At 65.0% G+C, this 23,072-nt stretch carries 16 protein-coding genes; 4 read left to right on the plus strand and 12 right to left on the minus strand.

What is annotated here, in order from left to right:
• Window positions 1-7 precede the first annotated feature (7 nt).
• Complete coding sequence (locus JJE66_RS20500; protein WP_200516326.1) at window positions 8-1,264, plus strand: O-antigen ligase; 1,257 nt, start codon at window positions 8-10, stop codon at window positions 1,262-1,264.
• Here JJE66_RS20500 and JJE66_RS20505 read toward each other — a convergent pair whose 3' ends face one another.
• The 7 genes from JJE66_RS20505 to JJE66_RS20535 all read right to left on the minus strand — a co-directional run bounded on the left by JJE66_RS20505 (window position 1,265) and on the right by JJE66_RS20535 (window position 10,671).
• The gene (locus tag JJE66_RS20505; protein ID WP_200516327.1) at window positions 1,265-2,500 is read right to left on the minus strand and encodes an ABC transporter substrate-binding protein; all 1,236 of its coding nucleotides are present in this window, start codon (window positions 2,498-2,500) and stop codon (window positions 1,265-1,267) included.
• 108 nt (window positions 2,501-2,608) lie between these two features.
• Window positions 2,609-3,520 (minus strand): DMT family transporter, encoded by a 912-nt coding sequence (locus JJE66_RS20510; RefSeq protein ID WP_200516328.1) that lies wholly within the window; start codon window positions 3,518-3,520, stop codon window positions 2,609-2,611.
• An 81-nt stretch (window positions 3,521-3,601) separates the two neighbouring features.
• The gene (locus JJE66_RS20515; protein WP_200516329.1) at window positions 3,602-4,477 is read right to left on the minus strand and encodes a DMT family transporter; all 876 of its coding nucleotides are present in this window, start codon (window positions 4,475-4,477) and stop codon (window positions 3,602-3,604) included.
• Window positions 4,478-4,492: 15 nt separating this feature from the next.
• On the minus strand, window positions 4,493-5,374 hold the full coding sequence (locus JJE66_RS20520) for an NAD(P)-dependent oxidoreductase (RefSeq protein ID WP_200516330.1): 882 nt from the start codon (window positions 5,372-5,374) through the stop codon (window positions 4,493-4,495).
• 3 nt (window positions 5,375-5,377) lie between these two features.
• A protein-coding gene (gene prfB / locus JJE66_RS20525) for a peptide chain release factor 2 (RefSeq protein WP_200516331.1) occupies window positions 5,378-6,509 on the minus strand; the annotation gives its coding sequence in 2 pieces (ribosomal slippage) (window positions 5,378-6,439 and window positions 6,441-6,509; 1,131 coding nt in all).
• Window positions 6,510-6,645: 136 nt separating this feature from the next.
• On the minus strand, window positions 6,646-9,150 hold the full coding sequence (locus JJE66_RS20530; protein WP_200516332.1) for a penicillin-binding protein 1A: 2,505 nt from the start codon (window positions 9,148-9,150) through the stop codon (window positions 6,646-6,648).
• 219 nt (window positions 9,151-9,369) lie between these two features.
• On the minus strand, window positions 9,370-10,671 hold the full coding sequence (locus tag JJE66_RS20535; RefSeq protein ID WP_200516333.1) for an N-acetylmuramoyl-L-alanine amidase: 1,302 nt from the start codon (window positions 10,669-10,671) through the stop codon (window positions 9,370-9,372).
• A 703-nt stretch (window positions 10,672-11,374) separates the two neighbouring features.
• Between JJE66_RS20535 and JJE66_RS20540 the strand changes: the two genes are divergently transcribed.
• Entirely contained in the window at window positions 11,375-14,449 is a 3,075-nt protein-coding gene (locus JJE66_RS20540) for a ribonuclease E/G (protein ID WP_200516334.1), read from the plus strand.
• A 65-nt stretch (window positions 14,450-14,514) separates the two neighbouring features.
• Entirely contained in the window at window positions 14,515-15,747 is a 1,233-nt protein-coding gene (locus tag JJE66_RS20545; RefSeq protein ID WP_200516335.1) for an FAD-binding oxidoreductase, read from the plus strand.
• On the opposite strand, the gene JJE66_RS20550 is transcribed toward JJE66_RS20545, so the two are convergent.
• Both JJE66_RS20550 and JJE66_RS20555 read right to left on the minus strand, forming a co-directional pair.
• A complete protein-coding gene (locus tag JJE66_RS20550) occupies window positions 15,744-17,828 on the minus strand; it encodes a tetratricopeptide repeat protein (protein WP_311979934.1) in 2,085 nt (694 codons plus the stop codon). The two genes, JJE66_RS20545 and JJE66_RS20550, sit on opposite strands and share 4 nt — an antisense overlap.
• A gap of 58 nt (window positions 17,829-17,886) precedes the next feature.
• On the minus strand, window positions 17,887-18,720 hold the full coding sequence (locus JJE66_RS20555; RefSeq protein ID WP_200516337.1) for a helix-turn-helix transcriptional regulator: 834 nt from the start codon (window positions 18,718-18,720) through the stop codon (window positions 17,887-17,889).
• Window positions 18,721-18,811: 91 nt separating this feature from the next.
• On the opposite strand from JJE66_RS20555, the gene JJE66_RS20560 reads away from it, so the two are divergent.
• A complete protein-coding gene (locus tag JJE66_RS20560) occupies window positions 18,812-19,690 on the plus strand; it encodes an SDR family oxidoreductase (RefSeq protein WP_200516338.1) in 879 nt (292 codons plus the stop codon).
• A 33-nt stretch (window positions 19,691-19,723) separates the two neighbouring features.
• On the opposite strand, the gene JJE66_RS20565 is transcribed toward JJE66_RS20560, so the two are convergent.
• The 3 genes from JJE66_RS20565 to JJE66_RS20575 all read right to left on the minus strand — a co-directional run bounded on the left by JJE66_RS20565 (window position 19,724) and on the right by JJE66_RS20575 (window position 22,987).
• Complete coding sequence (locus JJE66_RS20565; protein WP_200516339.1) at window positions 19,724-21,058, minus strand: dicarboxylate/amino acid:cation symporter; 1,335 nt, start codon at window positions 21,056-21,058, stop codon at window positions 19,724-19,726.
• A 102-nt stretch (window positions 21,059-21,160) separates the two neighbouring features.
• Window positions 21,161-21,709: a biotin transporter BioY gene (locus JJE66_RS20570; RefSeq protein WP_200518602.1), complete on the minus strand. Its 549-nt coding sequence runs from the start codon at window positions 21,707-21,709 to the stop codon at window positions 21,161-21,163.
• Between the two features lie 90 nt (window positions 21,710-21,799).
• Window positions 21,800-22,987 (minus strand): pyridoxal phosphate-dependent aminotransferase, encoded by a 1,188-nt coding sequence (locus tag JJE66_RS20575; RefSeq protein ID WP_200516340.1) that lies wholly within the window; start codon window positions 22,985-22,987, stop codon window positions 21,800-21,802.
• Between the last annotated feature and the right edge of the window lie 85 nt (window positions 22,988-23,072).

The following is a 23,072-nucleotide window of genomic DNA, read 5'->3' on the forward strand; positions in this document are numbered from 1 at the left end:
CGTGGCCATGACCGCCGAAGCTGCGGCGCGCGCTGGTCGCACCGCTCGGGCCGACCAACGCTCAGCCACGCTGATCCGCGCCGCCGACGTGCTCGCCGCATTGACCGCGGCGTCACTGCCGTGGTCGACCACAGTGCCCTCGATCTTCGTCGGGCTCTGGCTATTGGCCGTGACGCTCACCATCGACTGGCCGGACTATGCGCACCGGCTCGCTCGGCCTGCTTACGCCCTGCCCTTCGTCGTGCTGCTGCTCGGGCTTCTGGGTACGCTGTGGTCGGATGGCGACTGGGCCGACCGGCTGCATGCGATCAAGCCGGTCGCAAAGCTCGTGCTGATTCCGCCGCTGCTCTATCATTTCAGCCGGTCGGAGCGCGGCTTCACGGTTTGCCTTGCCTTTCTCGCCTCCTGCACGCTGCTTGCGGTGTTGTCCTGGATCGTGCTGCTCGATCCCGCCTGGAAACTGACGGCAACCGCGTCTGCCGGCGTTCCCGTCAAGAACTACATCGACCAGAGTCAGGAGTTCACGTTGTGCGCCTTCGCGCTCGCGCTGCCGGCGCTGAGCTTCTGGCGCGGTGGGAGCGTGATCGGAACCGCCGCGTGCCTGGCGCTGATCCTGCTATTCGTCGCCAACATGGTGTTCGTCGCCTCCGCCCGTACGGCGCTGCTCTGCATCGCAGTCCTGCTGCTGCTGTTTGCCTGGCGGCACCTGAGCCGGCGCGCTGCGCTGCTGCTGCTCGCCGGCGCGGTTGCCGCAAGCGCGCTAGCCTGGACGGCATCGCCCTATCTGCGTCAGCGTATCACCGACATCGCCGTGGAATATCAGCACGGGCACGAGGACATCAGCCGCGCCTCGACCGCGCAGCGCCTGACCTATTGGCGCAAATCCGCCTCCGCCTTTGCCAAGGCGCCCCTATTCGGCCACGGCACCGGCTCGATCAAGCGGCAGTTCGAGCGCGCTGCTTCGGGCGAGAGCAGCCTCGACGCCGAAATCGTCAGCAACCCACACAACCAAACCCTGAACGTCGCGGTGCAATGGGGACTGTTGGGCGTCATCCTGCTCTACGCGATGTGGATCGCCCATCTTCGCCTGTTCACGGGTGACAGTCTTGCCGCCTGGATCGGCCTCGTCGTCGTCGTGCAGAACATCGCGAGCTCGGCACTCAACTCGCATCTGTTCGATTTCCACGAGGGCTGGATCTACGTGCTCGGCGTCGGCGTTGCCGGCGGCATGGCCGCCAGGACGAAAGCCGACAGCCAGCACTGACTACTGGCTGCGTTCGTGGCCGACCTCGCCGGTAATGACGTCGCCGAATAGCTCCCAGGCCTGCCCGTTGAAGCGCATCAGCTGCATCTGCTCGATCGGAAAGTAATCATCGGGCGAGGTGTTGACCAAGATGCCGGGCAGCATCATGTCGGTGTGGAAATTCTTCAGGCTGGCCGCCTGCTTCATGACGTTGTCGCGCGTGAGAGTGTCGCCACACTGCTTCAGCACCTGCACCATCGCCTCAGCCTGCACGTAACCGTAGACGTTGTTCGCATTGGTCTTGTCGCCATCAGGATAATACTTGTCCATGAATTCGCGCCATTTGATCACGGCCGGGTCCTTGTCCCAGGTCGGATCTGTCGGCTCCTTCAAATAGATGGTTGAGATGATGTCCTTGGAATAGTCGAGCCCAGCGGGCTTCAGCACCGAAGCGACCGAGGTCGCGGTGTTGGCCAGGAAAAACTTTGGCTTCCAGCCGAGCTCGCCAACCTTCCGGATCGCCTGCGCTGAGCCCTTCGGCGCCGCCCATGAGAAAAAGATGTCGGCGCCGGAATCATGCAAGGCGACGATCTGCGAGTCGATCGAGGGATCGCTGACCTCGTAGGATTTGTCGGCGATGATCATGCTGACCTTGTCGCCAAGCCCGTCCTTCAGGCCCTTGAACTGGTCCTTGCCGGCATCGTCGTTCTGCCAGAACACCGCGATCTTGCCGTTCGGGAAATTGTCGCGGATGTACTTCGCGTAGATGCGCCCCTCGCTCTGGTAGTTCGGCTGGAACCCCATCGTCCACGGAAAGTTCTTGGGATCGCCGAACTTGGTGCCGCCGGAGGCGACGAAGAGCTGCGGCACCTTCTTGGCGTTCATGTATTTCATGATCGCGGAGTTCGATGGCGTTCCAAGCGACTGGAAGATCAGCAGCACCTCGTCACTCTCGACCAGCTTGCGCGCCTGCTCGATCGCCTTCGGCGGCGAATAGGCGTCGTCATAGCTGATGAAGTTGATCTTGCGACCGTTGATGCCGCCCTGATCGTTGATCATCCTGAAGAACGCGGCCTCGGTCTTGCCGATCACGCCATAGGACGACGCCGGCCCGCTATAGGGCATGATGTTGCCGATCTTGATTTCGGTGTCGCTGGCGCCGGGATCGTATGTCTTCTGCGCCGAGGCCGGTGTCGTGACGAGCACGCCGGCAGCAAGCATTGCGAGGGCAGCAAGATTTTCGCGACGACCCAGCATCGTTCTCTCCCCTGTATTTTGTCGTTCTTATTTTGAGGGAGTGTCGCAAGACGGCCGGCCGCTGGCAAGCGACAGGATTTTCCGCAAGGTGAAACGAGGGCCGGGAACCTACCCGACGCGCTGCAGCATTCTCACTGCCCGCCCGTCGATCACGAGCAACGCGCTGCCGATGACGATCGCGCCTGCGATCTCGCGCATGGAGATCGGCTCACCCAGCACCAGCCATCCCAACAAAATGGCGGTAACGGGAATGAGCAGCGTCACCAGCATCACATTGGTCGCGCCTGAACGTCGTATGATCTGAAAGAAGACGATGTAGGCGAGCGCCGTCGAGAGCGCGGCAAGGCCGAGCACCGCAAGCCAAGTCGCCAGACCCGGAACGGGAAGACGCCACGGTCGCTCGATTGCACCGGCGACGACCGCCATCATCACCGTCGACGCTATCAGCTGAAACGTCGCCGTTCCCAGCGGCGGCGAGTCCTTCAGGAGCCGCCGTGCCGCGAGCGCCGCGAAGCCATAGCTGAAGGCACCGCCGAGGCAGAGCAGGATGCCTAGCCCCTGCCCGGTCCGCGTCTCGACGCCCCAGCCTCTGAGAATGATCACACCGGCAATGCCGAGCGCGACCCCGGCCACGCGCCGCACCTGCAACACCTCCTCGCCCGCCGCCGCCATCACGATCACGGTGAACAGCGGCGTGGTCGCATTCAGGATCGACGCCAATCCACTCGGAATGAAGGTCTGGCCAGCCACGATCAGCGAGAACGGAATGACGTTGTTGAGCAGACCGATCACGACGAACGGCTTCCAGCCCGTCATGCCCTTGGGAAAGCCAATGCCCCGCATTCGAAGCAGCGGCAGCAGAATGATCGCGCCCAGCGCCACGCGCAGGAACACCAGCGTCAGCGGCGGCAATTCCCGCAGCGCCGCGCCATTGAGGAAGAACGAGCCGCCCCAGAGCACCGAGAGGATGGCGAGCAGCGACCAGTCTCGCGCATCAATCCGATTGTCGTTCGGGGACATGGCGTCTCACATCGGTGGTCAGTCCCACCGCCTAGTACGGCGTAATGAAGATTGCCACCCGATTTCCGAGACTGACATAATCTAAGACCGCTCGCGCGATCGGGTGCCACCCGTAATGTCGGCAACGACCGCCCCGATCACCAGAGCTCCGCCAATGAGCGCGTGGACGGCAGGCACCTCACGAAATCCGACCCAGATCCAGAACGCCATCAGCGGTGTCTCCAGCGTTGCGATCAGTGAGGCCTGTCCGGAGGGTAACAGGCGCGAGCCGAGCATGTAGAAGGTCAGGCCGAGCGCGACCTGGAGACAGCCGAACATGGCCAGGATCGCGAGGCTATTGCCGCCGACATGGGCGATGTCGCGGGCGAAGGGAAGGCTGACGAGGCTTCCCAGGAAATTCGACAGCGCAGCAGCCGCAACCATCGACGTCTCCCTGTGGCGCCTGACGACGACCGTCATAGCCGATATGGCGAGCACCATGACGCAGCTCAGCTCCACGCCGCCGACATCGGCGCCGGCTCTGACGCCGCCGACGGTGATGACCACGCCGGCAAACGCAACGAGGCTCGCGATCAACGTACGCCATGTCGCGGCCTCGCCGAGCCACAGCCACGCCAGTGCGGCTGCGACGAACGGCTGCGTCGCGATCAGCACCGCGACGTTCATGACATCCGTCATCTGCAGCGCGGGAATGAACGAGATCATGCCGATGGCTGACAATGACGCGACGAGCAGGCCTCCGCGTCCCGGCATCACCAATTGCCGCAACGCGCCGCGGCCCTGCATCAGGACGAGAAAAATCGTGATCAGGCTGCCGCCGAACAGGCCGCGCCAGAACAGGATGGTCCAGGGATCGAACGGCAGAAGCCGCGTGAAGAACGGCGCCGTGCTCCAGGCAATCGCCGCTGCGGCGACAAGGGCAACGCCGAGACCGCGGTCCGATCGAGGCTGCCCCATGCCGATGTGCCCCGGTTAGGACGGCTTCTTCGGACGCGACACCAGCTCGATCATCCTGCCCTCGTCGTCGTCGGGCATCGTGGCCTTCGCCTGCGCATAGGCTTCGACTGCTGCACGCGAGACCAGCGGCTTGCCGGCCAGCAGGCTCTCCGCAAGCTTCACGGCATAAGCGGCATCCTTGTGCCGCAGCGCCGAGGTAAAGGTCGCGCCGCTGAAGTCGCGGGCGACCATGCGTTTGGAGTGGCGCTGCACCTGCGGGCTGGCCGCGACACCGGCCTGGATAGACTCCAGCACCAGCTTCATGTCGAGCCCGGCCTGCTCGGCGATCGCAAGGCCCTCGGCGAGGCCGGCGATCTGGATCGCGCCCATGAGGTTGTTGATGAGCTTATAAACTGTGCCGGAGCCCACCGCACCGAAATGGCGGATGGTCGAGCCGATCGGCTCGAGGAACGGGCGCGCGCGCTCGAGGTCGGCCGCGTCGGCGCCGACGAGCAGCGTCAGTTTTCCGGCGGCTGCCGCGTCCGGCAATCCGGTTACGGGGCAATCGATGTAGATCAACCCACGCGCATTGAGCTCGCGGCCCATCTCGCGGGCATGGTCATAGGAGACGGTGGAGCACTCGATCGCGATGGTGCCGGCCTTGGCGGTCTTGGCCGCGCCGTTCGGTCCGAGCCAGACGGCGCGCGAGGCTTCGTCGTCAGCGACCATGGTGACGACGGCGTCGGCATCGATTGCGGCATCCTCAGGCGAAGTCGTCCAATGCGCGCCGCGCGCGATCAAATCTTCCGCTTTGGCCTTGCTGCGATTCCACAGCGTCACCGTGAAGCCGGCATCGAGATAGCGGCCGGCCATGCCGTGGCCCATCCGTCCAAGCCCGATGAAGGCAATTCGGGTCATTGGCTAGTCCACGTCCTCGATGTCGGCACCGGTGGTGCCGAAGGCGCGCTGCGCCAATGTTGCGGCCATGAAGTCGTCGAGCTCGCCATCGAGGACGCCCGACGTGTCGGAGGTCTGCACGCCCGTGCGCAGATCCTTCACCATCTGATAGGGCTGCAGCACGTAAGAGCGGATCTGGTGGCCCCAGCCGATATCGGTCTTGGCGGCCTGGTCGGCGGCGGCCTTCTCCTCGCGCTTCTTCAACTCGATCTGATAGAGACGTGCGCGCAGCATGTCCCAGGCCTGCGCCCGGTTCTTGTGCTGGGAGCGGCCGGCCTGGCACACCACCGCGACGCCGCTCGGGATATGCGTCAGGCGCACCGCGGATTCGGTCTTGTTGACGTGCTGGCCGCCGGCGCCGCCCGATCGCATGGTGTCGACACGGACGTCGGATTCCTTGATGTCGATCTTGATGCTGTCGTCGATGACCGGAAACACCTGCACGCTCGAAAACGAGGTGTGCCGTCGCGCGTTGGAATCGAACGGCGAGATCCGCACCAGCCGGTGCACACCGGCCTCCGTCTTCAGCCAGCCATAGGCATTGTGGCCGGAGACCTGGATGGTCGCGGATTTGATGCCGGCCTCTTCGCCCTCGGACTCTTCGAGGAATTCGACTTTGAAGCCGTGCGTTTCGGCCCAGCGCGTGTACATGCGCAGCAGCATCTGCGCCCAGTCCTGGCTCTCGGTACCGCCGGCGCCGGCATGGACTTCGAGATAGGAATCGAAGCGGTCGGCTTCGCCCGAGAGCAGTGCCTCGAGCTCGCGCCGCGCCACTTCCTTCTTGAGGGTCTTGAGCGCGGCTTCAGCCTCGGCAACGACACCGGCATCGCCCTCGGCCTCGCCGAGCTCGATCATGCCGATGTCGTCTTCGAGCTCCTGCTCGACCTTGCCGATACCCGAGAGCGAATCCTCCAGCGAGGTGCGCTCCTGCATCAGCTTCTGGGCTTTCTGGGAATCGTTCCAGAGATTGGGATCTTCTGCGAGCTTGTTCAGCTCAGCGAGGCGCGCCGTCGATTTCTCGACGTCAAAGATGCCTCCTCAGCAGCCCGACTGACTGCTTGATCTCTTCTACCAACCGTTCGATTTCGGCGCGCATGTCGTTCTCTGGTCTCGCGGAATTGGTCCCGCGTGCAATCGGGATTTGGTCCCGCGTGCAATTAGGATTGGGATGTAGCGGCGGCGGCTGCAAAGCGCAACCGCCGGAACCGTGATCGTCTGTCTTATCCGCTGGCCTAGTAGAGCCCGCCGGTGCCCGACCGCATGAAGAAGCCGGAATCTGGCTGCTGCTGCTGCGACGGCTGCACGCGGCCGTCGGCATCGGCAACACCGATAACAGAGTAATTGTCCGGCGGCGCCGTGCCCGGTTTGAAGGCCTCGAGGATGGTTCCACTGGTCTCACCGGGACCGGCACGCATGCCGGTCTTGGCGACGACGCGGATCAGCTTGATCCCGGCCGGCACCTTGAACGGAACCGCAGGCTTGTCGGCGAGCGCGAGCTTGAGGAAATCGCGCGCGATCGGCGCGGCCAGGTGACCACCGGTCGCGGCATTGCCCTTACCCAGCGGACGCGGCTTGTCGTAGCCCATGTAGATGGCGACCGCGATGTCGGGCGAGAAGCCAACGAACCAGGCGTCCTTGGCCTCGTTGGTGGTGCCGGTCTTGCCGGCGATCGGCTTGCCGACTTCCCTGACGACGGTCGCGGTACCGGCCTGGACCACGCCTTCCAACAGCTCGGTGATCTGATAGGCGGTCATGGAGTCCAGCACCTGCTCGCGGCGGTCGATCAGCTGCGGCTCGGCCTGGTTCTTCCAGCCGCCGGGCGCGTCGCAGCCGCGGCATTCGCGCTGGTCGTGCTTGAAGATGGTATGGCCGTAGCGGTCCTGGATACGGTCGATCAAGGTCGGCTTCACCCGGCGGCCGCCATTGGCGAGCATCGAATAGGCCGTGACCATGCGCATCGCCGTGGTCTCGCCGGCGCCGAGCGCGTAGGAGAGATAGTTCGGCAATTCGTCATAGACGCCGAAGCGGCGCGCGTATTCGCCGATCAGCGGCATGCCGATATCCTGAGCGAGGCGCACGGTCACCGTGTTGAGCGACTGCCGCAGCGCGTTCCGAAGCGTCACCGGTCCCTGATATTTGTTGGCCGAGAAGTTTTCGGGCCGCCACACGCCTGCGCCCTGGCCCTGGTCGATTTCGATCGGCGCATCCAGCACGACCGTCGAGGGCGTATAGCCGTTGTCGAGGGCGGCCGAATAGACGATCGGCTTGAACGACGAACCCGGCTGGCGGTAAGCCTGCGTCGCGCGGTTGAACTGGCTCTGGTCGAACGAGAAGCCGCCGACCATGGCCAGCACGCGACCGGTCCAGGGATCCATCACCACCATCGCACCCGACACTTCGGGGATCTGGCGCAGCCGGTACTGACCTTCGACCGGCTGTCCCTCTTTGCTGAAGAGCGGATCAGCATAGATCACGTCACCGGGCTGGAGCACCTGCGCCACAGAAGTTGGCGTCTTGCCCTTGGTGTTGCCCTGGGCCGCCCGCGCCCACTTGACGCCATCGAGCGTGACGATACCGGTCTCGCGCTGCTTGCTGACGGCGCCGCCGAGCTCACGGCCCGGCTGGAAGCCGATGCGCGCCGACTGGTCGCTGGTCTCCAGCACCACCGCCATGCGCCATGGCGAGATGTCGGAGAGCGACTTGATCTCGGCGAGCTTGACGCCCCAATCGCCCGAAATATCGAGCTTGCTGATGGCGCCTCGATAACCCTGCTGCTCGTCATAGTTCACGAGGCCGGCGACCATGGTCTTGCGCGCCATGACCTGGATCTTCGGATCGAGCGTGGTGCGGACCGACAGGCCACCCTCGTAAAGCTTCTTCTCGCCATAGCGCTCGAAGATGTCGCGGCGGACCTCCTCGGCGAAATATTCGCCGGCGAAGGTATGGGCGCCGTTGGTGCGATTGGTGACGATTAGCGGATCCTTGCGCGCCTTGTCGGCGTCCGCCTGCTTGATCCAACCGTTCTCCAGCAGGCGGTCGATCACGTAGTTGCGGCGCTCAATGGCGCGGTCGCGGTTCTTCACCGGATGTAATGCGGCGGGCGCCTTCGGCAGCGAGGCCAGATAGGACGCTTCGGCGACAGTAAGCTCGTTGACCGACTTGTCGAAATACACCAGCGAGGCGGCGGCAATGCCGTAGGCGCCGAGGCCGAGATAGATTTCGTTCAGATACAGCTCGAGGATCTTGTCCTTCGAATAGGTCTTCTCGATGCGCATCGCGAGCAAGGCTTCCTTGATCTTGCGTGCGAACGAGACCTCGTTGGTGAGAAGGAAGTTCTTGGCGACCTGCTGGGTGATGGTGGAAGCGCCCTGCGGACGGCGGTTGGAGCCGTAGTTCTGAAGATAGAGCAGACCTGCTCGTGCCATGCCGGTGTAGTCGATGCCGCCATGCTCGTAGAAATTCTTGTCTTCGGCGGCGAGAAACGCATTGATCACGAGTTTCGGCACCGCCTGGATCGGCAGGTAAAGCCGCCGCTCCTTGGCGTATTCGCCAAGCAGCGAGCCATCGACCGCGTGCACGCGGGTCATCACGGGCGGCTCGTAATCCTGAAGCTGAGAGTAGTCAGGCAAGTCCTTGGAGAAATGCCAGATCAGGCCTGCCACGGCGCCGACACCGACAAGGAACAACACCGTTCCCGCAGCGAACAGGAAGCCCATGAACCGCACAAGCAAGCGCATTATGTGTTTATCCGTTCAATCCCAGGATCAGCCCAAAGCACCCAAACGGGCGCCATCCTCACGTCGCGCATTCACCGGCCTACTCAACGACATCAATGCCGGACCGAGAGACGCTTGCCGAACGGGATTCTCGTCGATTCCGGAACCCCCTGCGTCGTTTTTATAAGGCGTCCGCTGTGGCCAAACTAGGGCTTAACAGCGGGAGCCGGCATTCCCTTCTCAATTCCCGGGTCCCGCGATCGCCATCCGCTTGGCCAGGAACGCGTCGATCGCCTGGGCCATCGAGCCCACGGCGCGCGACCGCCACCCCTCGGACACGAGGTGCTCAAGGTCGCCCTTGTTGGAGACGTAGCCGATCTCGACCAGCACCGAAGGCACGTCGGGGGCCTTCAGCACCCGGAACCCAGCCGATTTCAGGGGATGCTTATGCATCCGCACCGTCGTCTTCATTTCGCCCATCAGCAAATGCGCAAAACGGTTTGAAAAGGTGCGGGTTTCCCGCTGCGTGAGATCAATCAGGATGTCGGCGACGTCGGTCGGCTCCTCCGCGAGATTGAATCCGGCAATCGCGTCGGCGCGGTTTTCGGCATCCGCCAGGCGCTGGGCTTCGGCGTCGGAGGCCTTGTCCGAGAGCGTGTAGATCGTGGCGCCCTGCGCATCGCCCTCGGCCTTCGGCAGCGCGTCGGCGTGGATCGAGACGAACAGCGCGGCATTCAAATTGCGGGCAACTTTGGTCCGGTCATTGAGCGGAATGAAGGTGTCGTCGTCCCGCGTCATCACCACCCGGTATTTGCCGGCCTTTTCCAGCCGGTCGCGCAGCGCCAGGCCGAAGGCCAGCACCAGATTCTTCTCGCTCTCGCCGCTCGACTGGGTACCGTTGTCGATGCCGCCATGGCCGGGATCGATCACGACCACCGGGCGGCCGTCAGCCGGCGCCCCCGACTTCTGCTGCGCCGGGTCCGGCGCTGCCGCGGGAACCATGGCCGGCGGCGCGGCGGCAATTGTCGGCCGCAGTTCGGGGCGATTCTCCGGGGCGGGTGTTTGCACAAACGCCGCGCGGTCGACCTCCTCCAGCTCAAGCACCAGCCGGGCCGGCTGGCCATTGGCCGCTTCGAGCACGTAGGAATTGGTGATCTTGGCGGGCCCGGTCAGGTCGAACACGATTCGGGAGCCGCCGGGCATCACCAGCCCGTAGCGGAAGGCCTTGACCAGCCCTCGCCCGGCCCCGGTGCCTGGCGCCAGCTGAAAATTGACCTGGGGAACGTCGATCACCACGCGGTAGGGGTCGGCGAGCGTCGTCGCACGGAAGCTGACGGTCTGGTCGAGGTCGAGAATGAAGCGGGTCTGCTTGCCGTCACCGGCCAGCCGGGCGGCTGTCGCGATCGGGAAATTCGCTACCGCAACAGAGGGTTGCGCCGGGCTTTCGGCGGCGCTCAGGCGCGAGGAATCGGCACATGGCAATGCTGCGGCGCACAGAAGCGCACATCCCAGCAAAACCCTTTGATTTGCGCGGCTCGCCACCGATTCCGTGCCTCCGAGCAGCCTCTTTAACGCAATAGAACTACAGGGTTAATCGATCCTTAATGACAGAAACGCGAAACTCTTCGACTGTGACCGGCGTGCGACGCTCCCTTGCACCAATGCCCCATTCCTCGTATGTACGGAATGCTGACGGCCAATAATTTCCGGTTGTGTCGCATTCAGCCTCCGGTGCAGCGCCGGAACTCCCAAGGTTTGGGAATTCCAGCGTTTTCCGTTTCCCTCTAAGTCCAGCGCGGTGCGCGGCAGCGAGGTGGAGCGGGGCAAGCCCCGGCAGGCAGACGGTCCCCGGCTACCACTCGCGTATCCGGGACAGTTTTGACAGCGACGCGGCCAGTTACCCGATCCCTTAATCCCAAGGGGGCGGTTCGTGATCCAGGGCGAGCGCGCACGCGCCATGCCTGGCCAACAGCAACTGATTAGGGGCGGCCCCGCCGCCCAATGTTTCATACGGGCCGACGCTTGATGCGCCAGACTGTGCCGACGAATTCTGAAGGATCTTTCGCGACGCTGCGGAGTGACAATCCCGCGCGCCGCTTCGGTCCTGAAGCTTCCGATTCGGCGAGGCGCGAGAGACGGCGTTTCGGCCTTCCCCTCACCCCCGAATCAGGTGGACCGTCGCGTCACCCGGCAGCGCTTTTCGCGCCCACGGTCGATCGCGCCCGCCGCCGCCAAGAGCTAAGACATGCCCAACAAGATGTTGATCGATGCCACCCACCCGGAAGAGACCCGGGTCGTCGTGGTCCGCGGCAATCGCGTCGAAGAGTTTGACTTCGAGACCGCGCAACGCAAGCAACTGCGCGGAAATATCTACCTCGCCAAGGTCACCAGGGTCGAACCCTCGCTCCAGGCCGCTTTCGTCGAATATGGCGGTAACCGCCACGGCTTCCTCGCCTTCAGCGAAATCCATCCCGACTATTACCAGATCCCGGTCGCCGACCGGCAGGCGCTGATCGAGGCCGAGGAGCAGGCCCATCGCGAGGCCGAGGAAGAGAGCGAGAACCGCTCCCACGGCCGCCGCCGCTCGCGCCACCGCAATTCCCGCCGCCGCAGTCAGGGCGAACGCGTCCGCAGCGACGTCGTCGAAGGCGCCGATCCCGCGGCCCAGCCGGTCGAGGGCGGACTCCTTCCGGAGCACGCCGAGGGCGCTGCGCATGAGGGCGAGCACTTGCACGCCGATGGCGAGCACGAAGGCCACGATCATCACGACCATCATGAGCATGATCACGACGATCATGACCATGAAGGACATGAGCACGACGATCATCATCAGGCGCATGATCATGATGACCATGGTCACGACGACGAGCACGATCATCATGACCACGATCATGCCGACGAGACGCCTGCGCCTGTCGCGGCCATTGGTGCCGAACCTGCAATTGCGACTGAAGCCGTTGCCGAGCCCCAGGAAGCTCACGCTTCCGAAGCGCACGCCGAGGCTCTGGCCGAAGCCGTGACCGCCGCGGCTGAGCCGGCCGACGCCGTATACGGTGCCGGCGAGAGCACCGAGGCTCCGCATCACGAATCCGATGCGACGTCCGAGGACGACGACGAGGATGATGACGAAGACGGCGAGGAAGCGGAAGAGGAACACGTCGAATCCGTCGGCGGTGACGACGTGCTCGAGGAAGTGCCGGAGCGCACCTTCCGCCCGCGCCGCCAGTACAAGATCCAGGAAGTCATCAAGCGCCGCCAGGTGATGCTGGTGCAGGTCGTCAAGGAAGAACGCGGCAACAAGGGCGCTGCGCTGACAACCTATTTGTCGCTCGCCGGCCGCTATGCCGTGTTGATGCCGAACACCGCTCGTGGCGGCGGCATCAGCCGCAAGATCACCTCGGCCCAGGACCGTTCGCGCCTGAAGGAAGTGGTGCAGGATCTCGACGTGCCCGAGGGCATGGGCATCATCCTGCGCACCGCCGGCGCCGCCCGCACCAAGCCCGAGATCAAGCGTGACTTCGAATATCTGATCCGGATGTGGGAGACGGTGCGCGACCTGACGCTGAAGTCGCAGGCCCCGACGCTGGTCTACGAGGAAGGCTCGCTGATCAAGCGCTCGCTGCGCGACCTCTACAACAAGGAGATCGACGAGATTTCGGTTGCCGGTGAATCCGGCTACCGCGAAGCGCGCGACTTCATGAAGATGCTGATGCCCGCCAATGTCAGCGCGGTGAAGCAGTACCGCGACGGCCAGCCGCTGTTCTCCCGAATGGGCGTCGAAAGCCAGCTGGACGCGATGTTCTCGCCGACCGTGCAATTGCGCTCCGGCGGCTACATCGTGATCAACCAGACCGAGGCGCTGGTCTCGATCGACGTCAACTCCGGACGATCGACCCGCGAGCACCATATCGAGGATACCGCGCTCAAGACCAATCTGGAAGCGTCCGAAGAGGTCGCCCGCCAGCTTCGCCTGCGCGACCTCGCTGGCCTGATCGTCATCGACTTCATCGATATGGACGAGAAGCGCAACAACCGTGCGGTCGAGCGCAAGCTGTCCGATTGCCTCAGGCAGGATCGCGCGCGCATCCAGGTCGGCCGCATCTCGCATTTCGGCCTGCTGGAAATGTCGCGCCAGCGCATCCGCGCCAGCGTGCTGGAGAGCTCGACCGATCCCTGCCCGCATTGCGGCGGCACCGGCCACGTCCGCTCGGTGTCCTCGGTGGCGCTGCAGTTGCTGCGCGGGCTCGAAGAGATCCTGATGAAGGGCGCGACCCACAATCTCGTGGTCCGCACCCGCACCGACGTCGCGCTCTATGTGCTGAACCACAAGCGCGGTCATCTGCGCGATCTCGAGAACGGCTTCAAGGTCACGCTCGCGGTCATTGCCGACCCCAGCGTCAGCGGACCGCAGGCCTATCTCATCGATCGCGGCGAGCAGGTGCATACGCTGGAAGCCGCCAAGGCGCTGCTCTCAGCGCAAGCGGCTGCAAGCCCGCCGCCGCTGGCGGAAGAAGCCTTTGACGACGAAGAGTTCGATCCGGAGCTGGAATCCGAGATCGAGACCGAGGAGACCGAAGGTCTCGTCGAGGAGCAGGCCGCAGCCGATGCTTCGCCCGAGCAGGATGGCCAGCGTGGCCGCAAGCGCCGCCGGCGGCGTCGCGGTCGCGGCGGTCAGCGCGATGGTGAGATACGCGAAGATGGCGCGCCCACGCTTCCAGAGACGGCAGCGGTCGCCGGCGAAGCCGAAGAGGATTCCGAGTCCGAGCAGGATGGCGAGGAAGGCGAGGACCAGGCAGCCCGCGGCGAACAGCACGGCGCAGACGCCCGCCGCCGCCGGCGTGGTCGTCGCGGCGGACGCCGTCGGCGTGGTGGCGGCGAGGACGGTCTTGCCGGCTCCATCGGCGACGAGCTCGGCGGCAATCCGCCCTCGGAAGCAACCGATGCTGTGGCCGATTTCGATAGCTCCGGCAGCGAGACGGCACCGTCAATTGCGCATTCGGAGGACATCGCCCCGGTTGAGCGGCAGATGCCTCAGCCTGAGCCCTATACGCCGGCGCCGGCTGAAGCACCGGTCCACTCCGCGCCTTCTGCTGCTGTCGTCGAGGAAGAACCCGCATCCGACGACAAGGCGGCACGGCGCCGCTCTACGGTCCGCGAGAAGGTGAGCTTCATGTCGAGCAGCCCGAGCGAGCCCGCAGCGCCGGAGCCGCTGGCTCCGCCGGCGCCTGCTCCCGAGCCCGCGCCGGAAGCGGCAACCGAGACGCCGGGCGCACCGCGTCGCGCCGGCTGGTGGTCGCGCCGGTTCGGCGGCGGCGAATAATACGAACAACCAGATAAAACCGCCCGGCCAAGCCGGGCGGTTTTGATTTGGCGAGGTCAAATCCGATGCAAAGCGCAATCGTTCTCGGCGGCGGCATGGTGGGCGTGGGCGCCGCGGTGCATCTGAGGCAGCGCGGCTGGTCGGTCACGCTGGTCGACCGCAGGGAGCCGGGCCGCGAGACCAGCTACGGCAATGCCGGCATGATCCAGGCGGAGGCGGTGCGGCCCTATCCGATGCCGCGCGACCTCGCTTCGCTCGTGAGGATCGCGACCGGCCGCACCAACGACGTGCGCTACAGCCTGTCCTCGCTGCATCGCCACGTCGAGCCCCTGCTCCGCTATTGGTGGCATTCGGCGCCGAAGCGACATCGCGAGGCGATCGCCGCCTGGGCGCGGCTGATCGCCTACGCGACGCCCGAGCACGACATCCTGATCCGCGAAGCCCACGCCGACAATCTGATCCGCCGCGCCGGCTATCGCGCGCTCTATCGCGACGCTGCGGCCCTGGACCACTCGATCAAGGACGCGGAACAAGACCAGCGCGAATTCGGCGTGAACTTTCGCGTGCTGTCGGGCCGCGAGCTCAACAAGGCCGAGCCGATCCTGCGCGACGACCTTCCCGGCGCGATCCATTGGCTCGACACCTGGACGGTGTCCGATCCGGGGGCGCTGGTCACAGCCTACGCCAATTTGTTCGAGCGCCTCGGCGGAACGATCGTGCTCGGCGATGCGCAGTCGCTGCAGCAGACCGCGACCGGCTGGTCGGTCGATACCGACCAGGGGCGGATCGATGCGGCCGCGGCCGTCGTGACCCTCGGGCCGTGGTCGCCCGATCTGTTGCACAAATTCGGCTACCGGATTCCGCTGGTGCGCAAGCGCGGCTACCACATGCATTACAGCGGAGGTTCCTCGCTCGACCTGCCCCTGGTCGACAAGGGCCGCGGCTACGCGATGGGGCCGATGGCGAAGGGCATCCGCATCACCACTGGCGCCGAGCTAACGGGGCCGGATGCACTCGCAACACCGGTGCAACTCGCCAGTGCCGAAGCATCCGCACGAGAGCTGATCGATCTCGGCAAGCGCGCCGAACCGGAGCCGTGGTTCGGCACCCGTCCCTGCACCCCGGACATGGTGCCCGTGCTCGGCCCCGCCCCGCGCCACCCTGGTCTTTGGATGAACTTCGGCCACGGTCACCAGGGTTTTACGCTCGGACCTGCCACCGGACGCCTGCTCGCGGAAATGATGAGCGGCGAGACGCCATCGATCAGTCCGACGCCGTACCGGCCAGAGCGGTTCTAGCCCTCGGACTTCGCGGCAAGCACCGCAAGCGCAGCCGTCAGGCGCATCAACGGGTCGTCCCATTCGCGGGGGCTGCGCTGACGGAACAGCCGCATGGTCGGATACCACGGGCTGTCCTCGCGATCGCGCAACCAGCGCCAGTCGAGCGCGTAAGGCGTGAGCATCCACACCGGACGTCCGAGCGCGCCGGCCAGATGCGCAACCGACGTGTCGACGGTGATGACGAGATCGAGCGCTGCAACCGCCGCCGCCGTGTCGGCGAAATCGCCGAGCGCTGGCGCGAGATCGACGACGTCGTCACCAAGCGCGGCCAGCACCCGACCGTCTTCGGCGCGCGGCTCCTTTTGCAAGCTGTAGAGCTGCACGCCTGGCATCACGAGGCGCGGCAGCAACGCCTCGGCCGACAGCGAGCGCTGCCGATCGCCTTTGTGCTTGGCATTGCCGGCCCAGACCACACCGACCTTCAGCCGTGTCTCGTGACCGAGCGCGGCCCGCCAGCGCGAGAGCTTCTCGGCATCGGGATGCAGGTACGGAACCGCCGCAGGCAGATTATCGAGCGTGGTGCCGAACAGGCGCGGCAGGCTCATCAGCGGCAGTTGCAGATCGAATGGCGGCAGCGCCTCGCCGCGCGCGATCACGGTGACATCGGGCAATTGCCGCAGCAGCGCGGCCAGCGCGGGCTGCACCTGAAGGATGATCCTGCCGCCCAACGCGGTCACCATCGGCGGGTAACGCACGAAATGCAGGGCATCGCCGAGGCCGTATTCGGCGAACAGCAGCAATGTGCGGCCTGCGAGCGGCTCGCCCTGCCATTCCGGTTCGCTGAAGCTGGGATCGCCGTCCGACAGCGTCTTGCATTTGCGTCGCCACCGATAGGTTTCGAACCCCTCGGCAAAATGGCCGTTCATCAGCAGGAAATGCGCGTGGTTGTATTGCGCGAGCGGCTGCTCCGGATCGAGCGCGACCGCGCGGGCCGAGACCGCAAGCGCCTCGTCGATCTCGCCGGCATTGCGCAACGCGACTGCGAGGTTGGCGTGCCCCTTGGCATAGGACGGATCGGCCGCAACCGCGCAGCGGTGCGCGGCGACTGCGTCAACGACGCGTTCCTGCTTCTCGAAGATGATGCCGAGATTGGTATACGCCGGCGCGTGATCGGGCTTGAGAAGCAACGCGTGCTCGCAGGAAGCAGCGGCGTCGTCGAGTTCACCCAGATCGGACAGGCAGGCCCCGAGATTGGTGGCGATCATGTGATCGGCCTGGTCGCGCGCGAATGTCTGCCGGTAGATTTTGGCGGCGTCGTCCAAATGACGAGCTTCATGCAGGACGAGGCCAAGCAGGCGCAGCGCTGCGAGGTTGTCGGGCGCGAGCGCGATGGCGCGGCGATACTGGACGATGGCCTCTTCGAGCAATCCTTCCCGATAGAGCGACGCGCCAAGATTGCAGATCAAGCCGACATCGCCCGGATCAATCGCCAGGGCATGGCGGTAAGCGGCCTCGGCCTCACCAAATCTATTCTGGTCCACAAGGACGTTGCCGAGATTGAGCCAGACACCGCGAAAAGCGGGCTCGCGCGCGATCACCGCGCGATAGGCATCCTCCGCCTCGATGAGCTGCCCTTGCTCCGCGAGCGCGACGGCGAGGTTGAAGCATGCCCGCGTCAGACCCGCATCGAGCGCGATCGCACGGCGATAAGCCGTCTCGGCCTCGCCGAAGCGCGCAAGCTCGCCCAGCGCCACGCCGAGCTTGTTGTGCAGGCCGGCATCGCCCGGCCGCCGCTGCAGCGCGCGCTGGAATGCCGCCACCGCGCCTTCATGCTCGCCTTTGACCGCGAGCGCATCGCCGAGTGTCGTCAGCGCCGGCGCATGGCCGGGATCGATGTCAAACACGCGGTTGAGGAGCGCCGCGCCGTCGGCCGCGCGGTCGCTGACGAAAGCCGCGACCGCGGCCAGATGCAGCGCCGGCACATGATCCGGGTCCGCCTTCAAGACCTCGGTGCAGAGCATCTCCGCCTGATCCGGCCGACCGGCTGCAAAATGCTCCGCCGCCTCCAGCACGATCCGATTCACTGCCGCTTTGCCCACGATGCCGCCCACCCCATCAAGAGAGATGCGGATTAAACGGGCGAGGACGCGAAATCCGTCAGTCGGAATGCTCGGCCAAAACGTTCCTGATGCGCTGGGCATCCGCAGGCGTCGCCGGATTGTAAACGACCATGCCGAGATCGGGCCGGCCGTCAACCGCGAAGGCCGAATATTCGAACGCGATCGGGCCGAGCACGGGATGGCGCAGATGCTTGACGCCTTCGCCGTAGCTGCGGACGTCGTTGTCGGCCCACAGCTTCGCGAATTTGGGACTGAGACGGCACATCTCGTCGACGAACTCGGCGACATGCGAGACTGCGCCGGCGCGCGCCGCATCCGCCCGGAACGCCGCGACCACGAAACGGGCCACGCTCTCCCAATCATATTGCGCAGCCCGCACGCGCGGTTCGGAGAAGATCAGGCGCAGGATGTTGCGCTGCTCCCGCGGGAGCTTTGAATAATCGGTCAGCATGATCGTTGCCGCGCGATTCCAGGCGACGACGTCCCAAGTCACGGTCCTGATGATGGCCGGGCTGGTCTCGAGCGCATCGAGCACGCGCTGAAGCCGCGGCGAGACGGCTCCGCTGGCCTGGTAGCGGACCTCGGGCGGACGGCCGAGCCCGATCAGGAACAGGTGCTCCCGCTCGACATCGGTCAGCATCAGGGCGCGGGCGATGCGGTCGAGCACATCGGCCGACGGCGCGCCACCACGGCCCTGCTCCAGCCAGGTGTACCAGGTCGGGCTGATACTGGCCCGCTGCGCCACCTCCTCGCGCCGCAGCCCCGGCGTGCGCCTGCGGCTGCCGCCAAAGCCGAAGGCAGCCGCATCGAGCCGGGTTCTACGGTCCTTGAGATAGGTCCCGAGCAGGTTCTCGCTGGTGGGCTCGCTCATCCTGTTAGCTATTATACCCTGATAATCTCACTACTTTACCCGGATAATTCTAGCGCAGATGCTGGCCCCTACCAACACTGGAGAACTGCTCATGCGTGTATTCGTCACTGGCGCCACCGGCTTCGTCGGCTCTGCCGTCGTCCGGGACCTCATCGCCGCCGGCCATAGCGTGCTCGGCCTCGCCCGCTCTGATGCGGGCGCCGCATCGCTCGCCGCGATGGGCGCCGAAGTCCACCGCGGCTCGCTGGAGGACCACGCCTCCTTGCGCAGCGGCGCGGCCGGCTCCGACGGTGTGCTGCACCTCGGCTTCAACCACGACTTCTCGAAATTTTTGGACAATTGCGAGCTCGACCGCCGCGCCATCCTCGCGCTCGGCGAGGAGCTCAGGGGTTCGGACCGTCCGCTCATCGTCACCTCCGGCGTGGCCCTGCTGGCGCCCGGCCGTCTCGCGACCGAGGACGATGAGTCGGCGCACCACTTTCCGCGCGTGTCGGAATCGACCGCGCTGTCACTGCCCGGCGTCCGCGCCGCCGTGGTTCGGCTGCCGCCGACGACCCATGGTGAAGGCGACCACGGTTTCGTCCCGCGCCTGATTGCGATCGCGCGCGAGAAGGGCGCCGCCGCCTATATTAGCCAGGGCATGAACCGCTGGCCGGCCGCGCATCGCGTCGATGCTGCCCGCGTCTATCGGCTCGCGCTCGAACAGGGCGCAACCGCACCGCGCTATCACGCGATCGCCGAGGAAGGCATCCCGTTCAAGACGATTGCGGAGGTGATCGGCAAAAGGCTGGGCCTGCCTGTGGTCTCGAAATCGCAGGACGAAGCGGCCGGGCATTTCGGCTGGTTCGCGCAATTCGCCGGCGTCGATGTGCCGACGTCGAGCGCGAAGACGCGCGCCGCTCTCGGCTGGGCGCCGAAAGAAAAAGGGCTGATCGAGGATCTCGACCAGCCCTATTACTTCCAAATCTGACGGCGCGACGCACCGTGAGATGCGGCTTGCAGATCAGTCCGTCGTGACAGCCGTCTCCATGTCGGTCGGATCGATCTGTCGGCTCAGTCCCGCGTTGAGCTTGTCGCGATCGAGCTCGCCTTCCCACCAGGCGACGATCACACAGGCCACGCCGTTGCCGCAGAGATTGGTCAGTGCGCGGCACTCGCTCATGAACTTGTCGATGCCGAGCACGATCGCCATGCCCGGCACGAGACGCGGATCGACCACGGCGAGCGTCGCGGCCAGCGTGATGAAGCCCGCACCGGTGATGCCGGAGGCACCCTTCGAGGTCAGCATCGCCACGACCAGGATCGTGAGCTGCTGGCCGAAGGTGAGATCGACACCGAGCGCCTGTGCGATGAACAGCGTCGCCAGCGTCATATAGATGTTGGTGCCGTCGAGATTGAATGAATAGCCCGTGGGCACCACGAGGCCGACCACCGATTTGGAGCAGCCGAGACGCTCGAGCTTCTCCATCAAGGACGGCAGCGCGCTTTCCGACGACGAGGTGCCGAGTACGATCAGGAGTTCGTCCTTGATGTAGGCCAGGAACTTGAAAATCGAGAAGCCGGCGAAACGCGCGACTGTGCCGAGCACAACGAGCACGAACAGCGCCGCAGTGACGTAGAACGTCGCGATCAACCCGATCAGATTGAGGATCGCGCCGGTGCCGAACTTGCCGATGGTGTAGGCCATCGCGCCGAACGCACCGAGCGGTGCCGCGCGCATCACGATGGAGATGACTCCGAATACAGCATGCGCCGCCTCGTCGATGAAGCTGCGGATGACGTGGCCGCGTTCGCCGAGTCCCATGATGGCGAATCCGAACAGCACCGAGAACAGCAGCACCTGCAGGATCTCTCCTTGCGCGAAGGCGCCGACCACGGTGTCGGGAATGATGTGCAGGATGAAGTCGACGGATTTCTGCGCCTTCGCCTGATCAGCGAACTTGGCAACCGCTTGTGCGTTGGCTGCCGCGTTGCCAAAGCCTGCGCCCGGTTTCACGACGTTGCCGATGATGAGGCCGATCACCAGCGCGAAAGTCGAGACGATCTCGAAATAGACCAGCGCCTTGACGCCGATTCGTCCCACCTTCTTGGCATCCTGGATGTGGGCGATGCCGGAGACCACGGTGCAGAAGATGATCGGGGCGATCACCATCTTGATCAGCTTGACGAAGCCGTCGCCGAGCGCCTTGATCCAGTCATTGGTCGCAACTGACGGCCACAGCCAGCCGACGATGGCGCCGAGCACGATCGCGATCAGCACCTGCACATAGAGAATTTTGTACCACGGCTTGGCCGAGGCTGGCGCAACCGGCGCGCCCGCCATTGTTGTCGTCGTCATCGTTTCACTCCCCCCTCAAAACTCAGAGCCAGCCAAGATCAACTTGGCCGGCCCTGTCAATTGGAACTGCTCGGACTTACGAGCTTTAGTGACTTGCGCGCTTTACCGGCGATCGATGATCCGGCGTGCCGCCGGCATCAGGGTCGCACCCAGCGCGTTCTTGATCAGCGATGCCGCTATAAACGGTGCGACGCCGACCTGCCAGGCCTTCGCAGTGCCAAGGCCGAAGGCCAGCCAGCCGAACCCGCCGACGAAAATGACGACATGGCCGACGGCCATCGCCACAAACAGCAGACCCACGCTGCGATCCCAGCCGCGCTCGGCGAGCCAACCTGTGACGAAAGCCGCGGCGACGAAGCCGAACAGATAGCCGGCGGTCGGGCCGACCAGCGGCGCAAGTCCGCCGACCGGACCGGCAAACACCGGCAGTCCCATTGCGCCCTCAGCGAGGTAGGCGATCATGGTTGCGCTGCCAAGGCGCCAGCCATAGGCGGCGCCGATCATCAGCACGACGAGGCTCTGCAACGTCATGGGCACGTAAGGCAGCGGCAGGTTCACCTTGGCTGATAGCGCCATCAACGCGGTGCCAAGCGCAACCAGGACGAATGCGCGCAAGCCGCCGACGGTTTCGCCCGGTCGGGTCGGCCACATCACTGCGGCGAGAGGAGAATGCGGTGTGGCGGCGGACTGTACGGTTCGGTCAGACAAGATGCACTCCGGAAGGCTGTTCGAAACTCGCGGCTATTTAAGCCAGTGAGCGATCCGGTCAACTGCCTCCCGCATCTCTGCAGCCGAGCGCGCGTAGGAGAATCGGATGAACGAGCGGCCATGGATCGGATCGAAATCGAGCCCCGGCGTTGCCGCAACGCGGGCCTGCTCCAGCATCTGCTTGGCGAAGTCGAAACTGTCCGAGGTGAAATCGGAGACATCGGCATAGAGATAGAACGCGCCGTCGGCCGGCAGGAACCGGGTCAGACCGGCCCTCGGCAATCCCTCGATCAGAATGCGGCGGTTTTCCTGATAGCCGTGCTTGATCTCCTCCATCTCGGCCGCACCATCGAAGGCGGCTTCAGCCGCAACCTGCGACAGCGACGGCACCGAGATCGAGAGGTTTTGCTGCAACCGCTCGATGGGGCGTACCAGGATGTCGGGCACGACCATCCAGCCGACGCGCCAGCCCGTCATGCAAAAATACTTCGAGAACGAGTTGATCACGAGTGCGTGCGGGGACAGCTGTGCCGCCGTCACTGCCGGAAACGCGTAGTCGAGCCCGTGATAGATCTCGTCGGAGATGAAACGGATGCCGGCATCTTCGGCCGCCGCGATCAGGCTGGCCAGAGCCTCCCTGGACATCATGGTTCCCGTCGGGTTGGCGGGACTGCCGACCAGCACGCCCTTGAGCGGCGCCTTGCGATGGGCGGCGAGCAGCGCCTCGCCGGTCAGCGCGTGGCGCGTCTCGTTGGTGGTCTCGATCAGCACCGGTTCGCAGCCGAGCGCGGTGAGGATGTGGCGGTAAGGCGGATAGCCCGGCACTGTCACCGCGACGCGATCGCCGGGCTCGAACATCGACAGGAAGGCCAGGATGAAGCCGCCGGAGGAGCCCGTGGTCACCACGACCCGGTCCGGAGCGACGTTGCAGCCATAGGCATCGCGATAATGCCGCGCGATGCGCGCGCGCAGGCTGGGAATGCCGAGCGCCGAGGTATAGTCGATCCGCCCCGCTTCGAGCGCCGCCTGCGCGGCCGCAATTGCAGTCTTCGGCGCGCCGGCCGCGGGCTGGCCGACCTCCATGTGGATGACATTTCCGCCGGCCGCCTCGATCCGGGCCGCTGCAGCCATCACGTCCATCACCATGAAGGGAGGAACATCACTGCGGCGGGACGGCTCGAGCCACTGCCCTACCCGGTTCCTCAATGTCGCATCGTGCATCGATTTCTGCTATTTCGCTGGCGGATCGGGCTGTCCGATCCGGAACAGGGCGCTTGCGCCCAAGACTGGCCGCATTATACGGCTC

The organism is Bradyrhizobium diazoefficiens (assembly GCF_016612535.1).
GTDB classification, from domain to species: Bacteria; Pseudomonadota; Alphaproteobacteria; order Rhizobiales; family Xanthobacteraceae; genus Bradyrhizobium; species Bradyrhizobium diazoefficiens_C.

Coding starts and splice junctions, on each gene's coding strand:
- JJE66_RS20505 (WP_200516327.1), bottom strand. CDS start 2,500: ATGCTGGGTCGTCGCGAAAATCTTGCTGCCCTCGCAATGCTTGCTGCC.
- JJE66_RS20520 (WP_200516330.1), bottom strand. CDS start 5,374: ATGACCCGAATTGCCTTCATCGGGCTTGGACGGATGGGCCACGGCATG.
- JJE66_RS20530 (WP_200516332.1), bottom strand. CDS start 9,150: ATGCGCTTGCTTGTGCGGTTCATGGGCTTCCTGTTCGCTGCGGGAACG.
- JJE66_RS20570 (WP_200518602.1), bottom strand. CDS start 21,709: ATGTGGCCGACCCGACCGGGCGAAACCGTCGGCGGCTTGCGCGCATTC.
- JJE66_RS20500 (WP_200516326.1), top strand. CDS start 8: ATGACCGCCGAAGCTGCGGCGCGCGCTGGTCGCACCGCTCGGGCCGAC.
- JJE66_RS20560 (WP_200516338.1), top strand. CDS start 18,812: ATGCGTGTATTCGTCACTGGCGCCACCGGCTTCGTCGGCTCTGCCGTC.
- JJE66_RS20555 (WP_200516337.1), bottom strand. CDS start 18,720: ATGAGCGAGCCCACCAGCGAGAACCTGCTCGGGACCTATCTCAAGGAC.
- JJE66_RS20575 (WP_200516340.1), bottom strand. CDS start 22,987: ATGCACGATGCGACATTGAGGAACCGGGTAGGGCAGTGGCTCGAGCCG.
- JJE66_RS20545 (WP_200516335.1), top strand. CDS start 14,515: ATGCAAAGCGCAATCGTTCTCGGCGGCGGCATGGTGGGCGTGGGCGCC.
- JJE66_RS20510 (WP_200516328.1), bottom strand. CDS start 3,520: ATGTCCCCGAACGACAATCGGATTGATGCGCGAGACTGGTCGCTGCTC.
- JJE66_RS20515 (WP_200516329.1), bottom strand. CDS start 4,477: ATGGGGCAGCCTCGATCGGACCGCGGTCTCGGCGTTGCCCTTGTCGCC.
- JJE66_RS20565 (WP_200516339.1), bottom strand. CDS start 21,058: ATGACGACGACAACAATGGCGGGCGCGCCGGTTGCGCCAGCCTCGGCC.
- JJE66_RS20540 (WP_200516334.1), top strand. CDS start 11,375: ATGCCCAACAAGATGTTGATCGATGCCACCCACCCGGAAGAGACCCGG.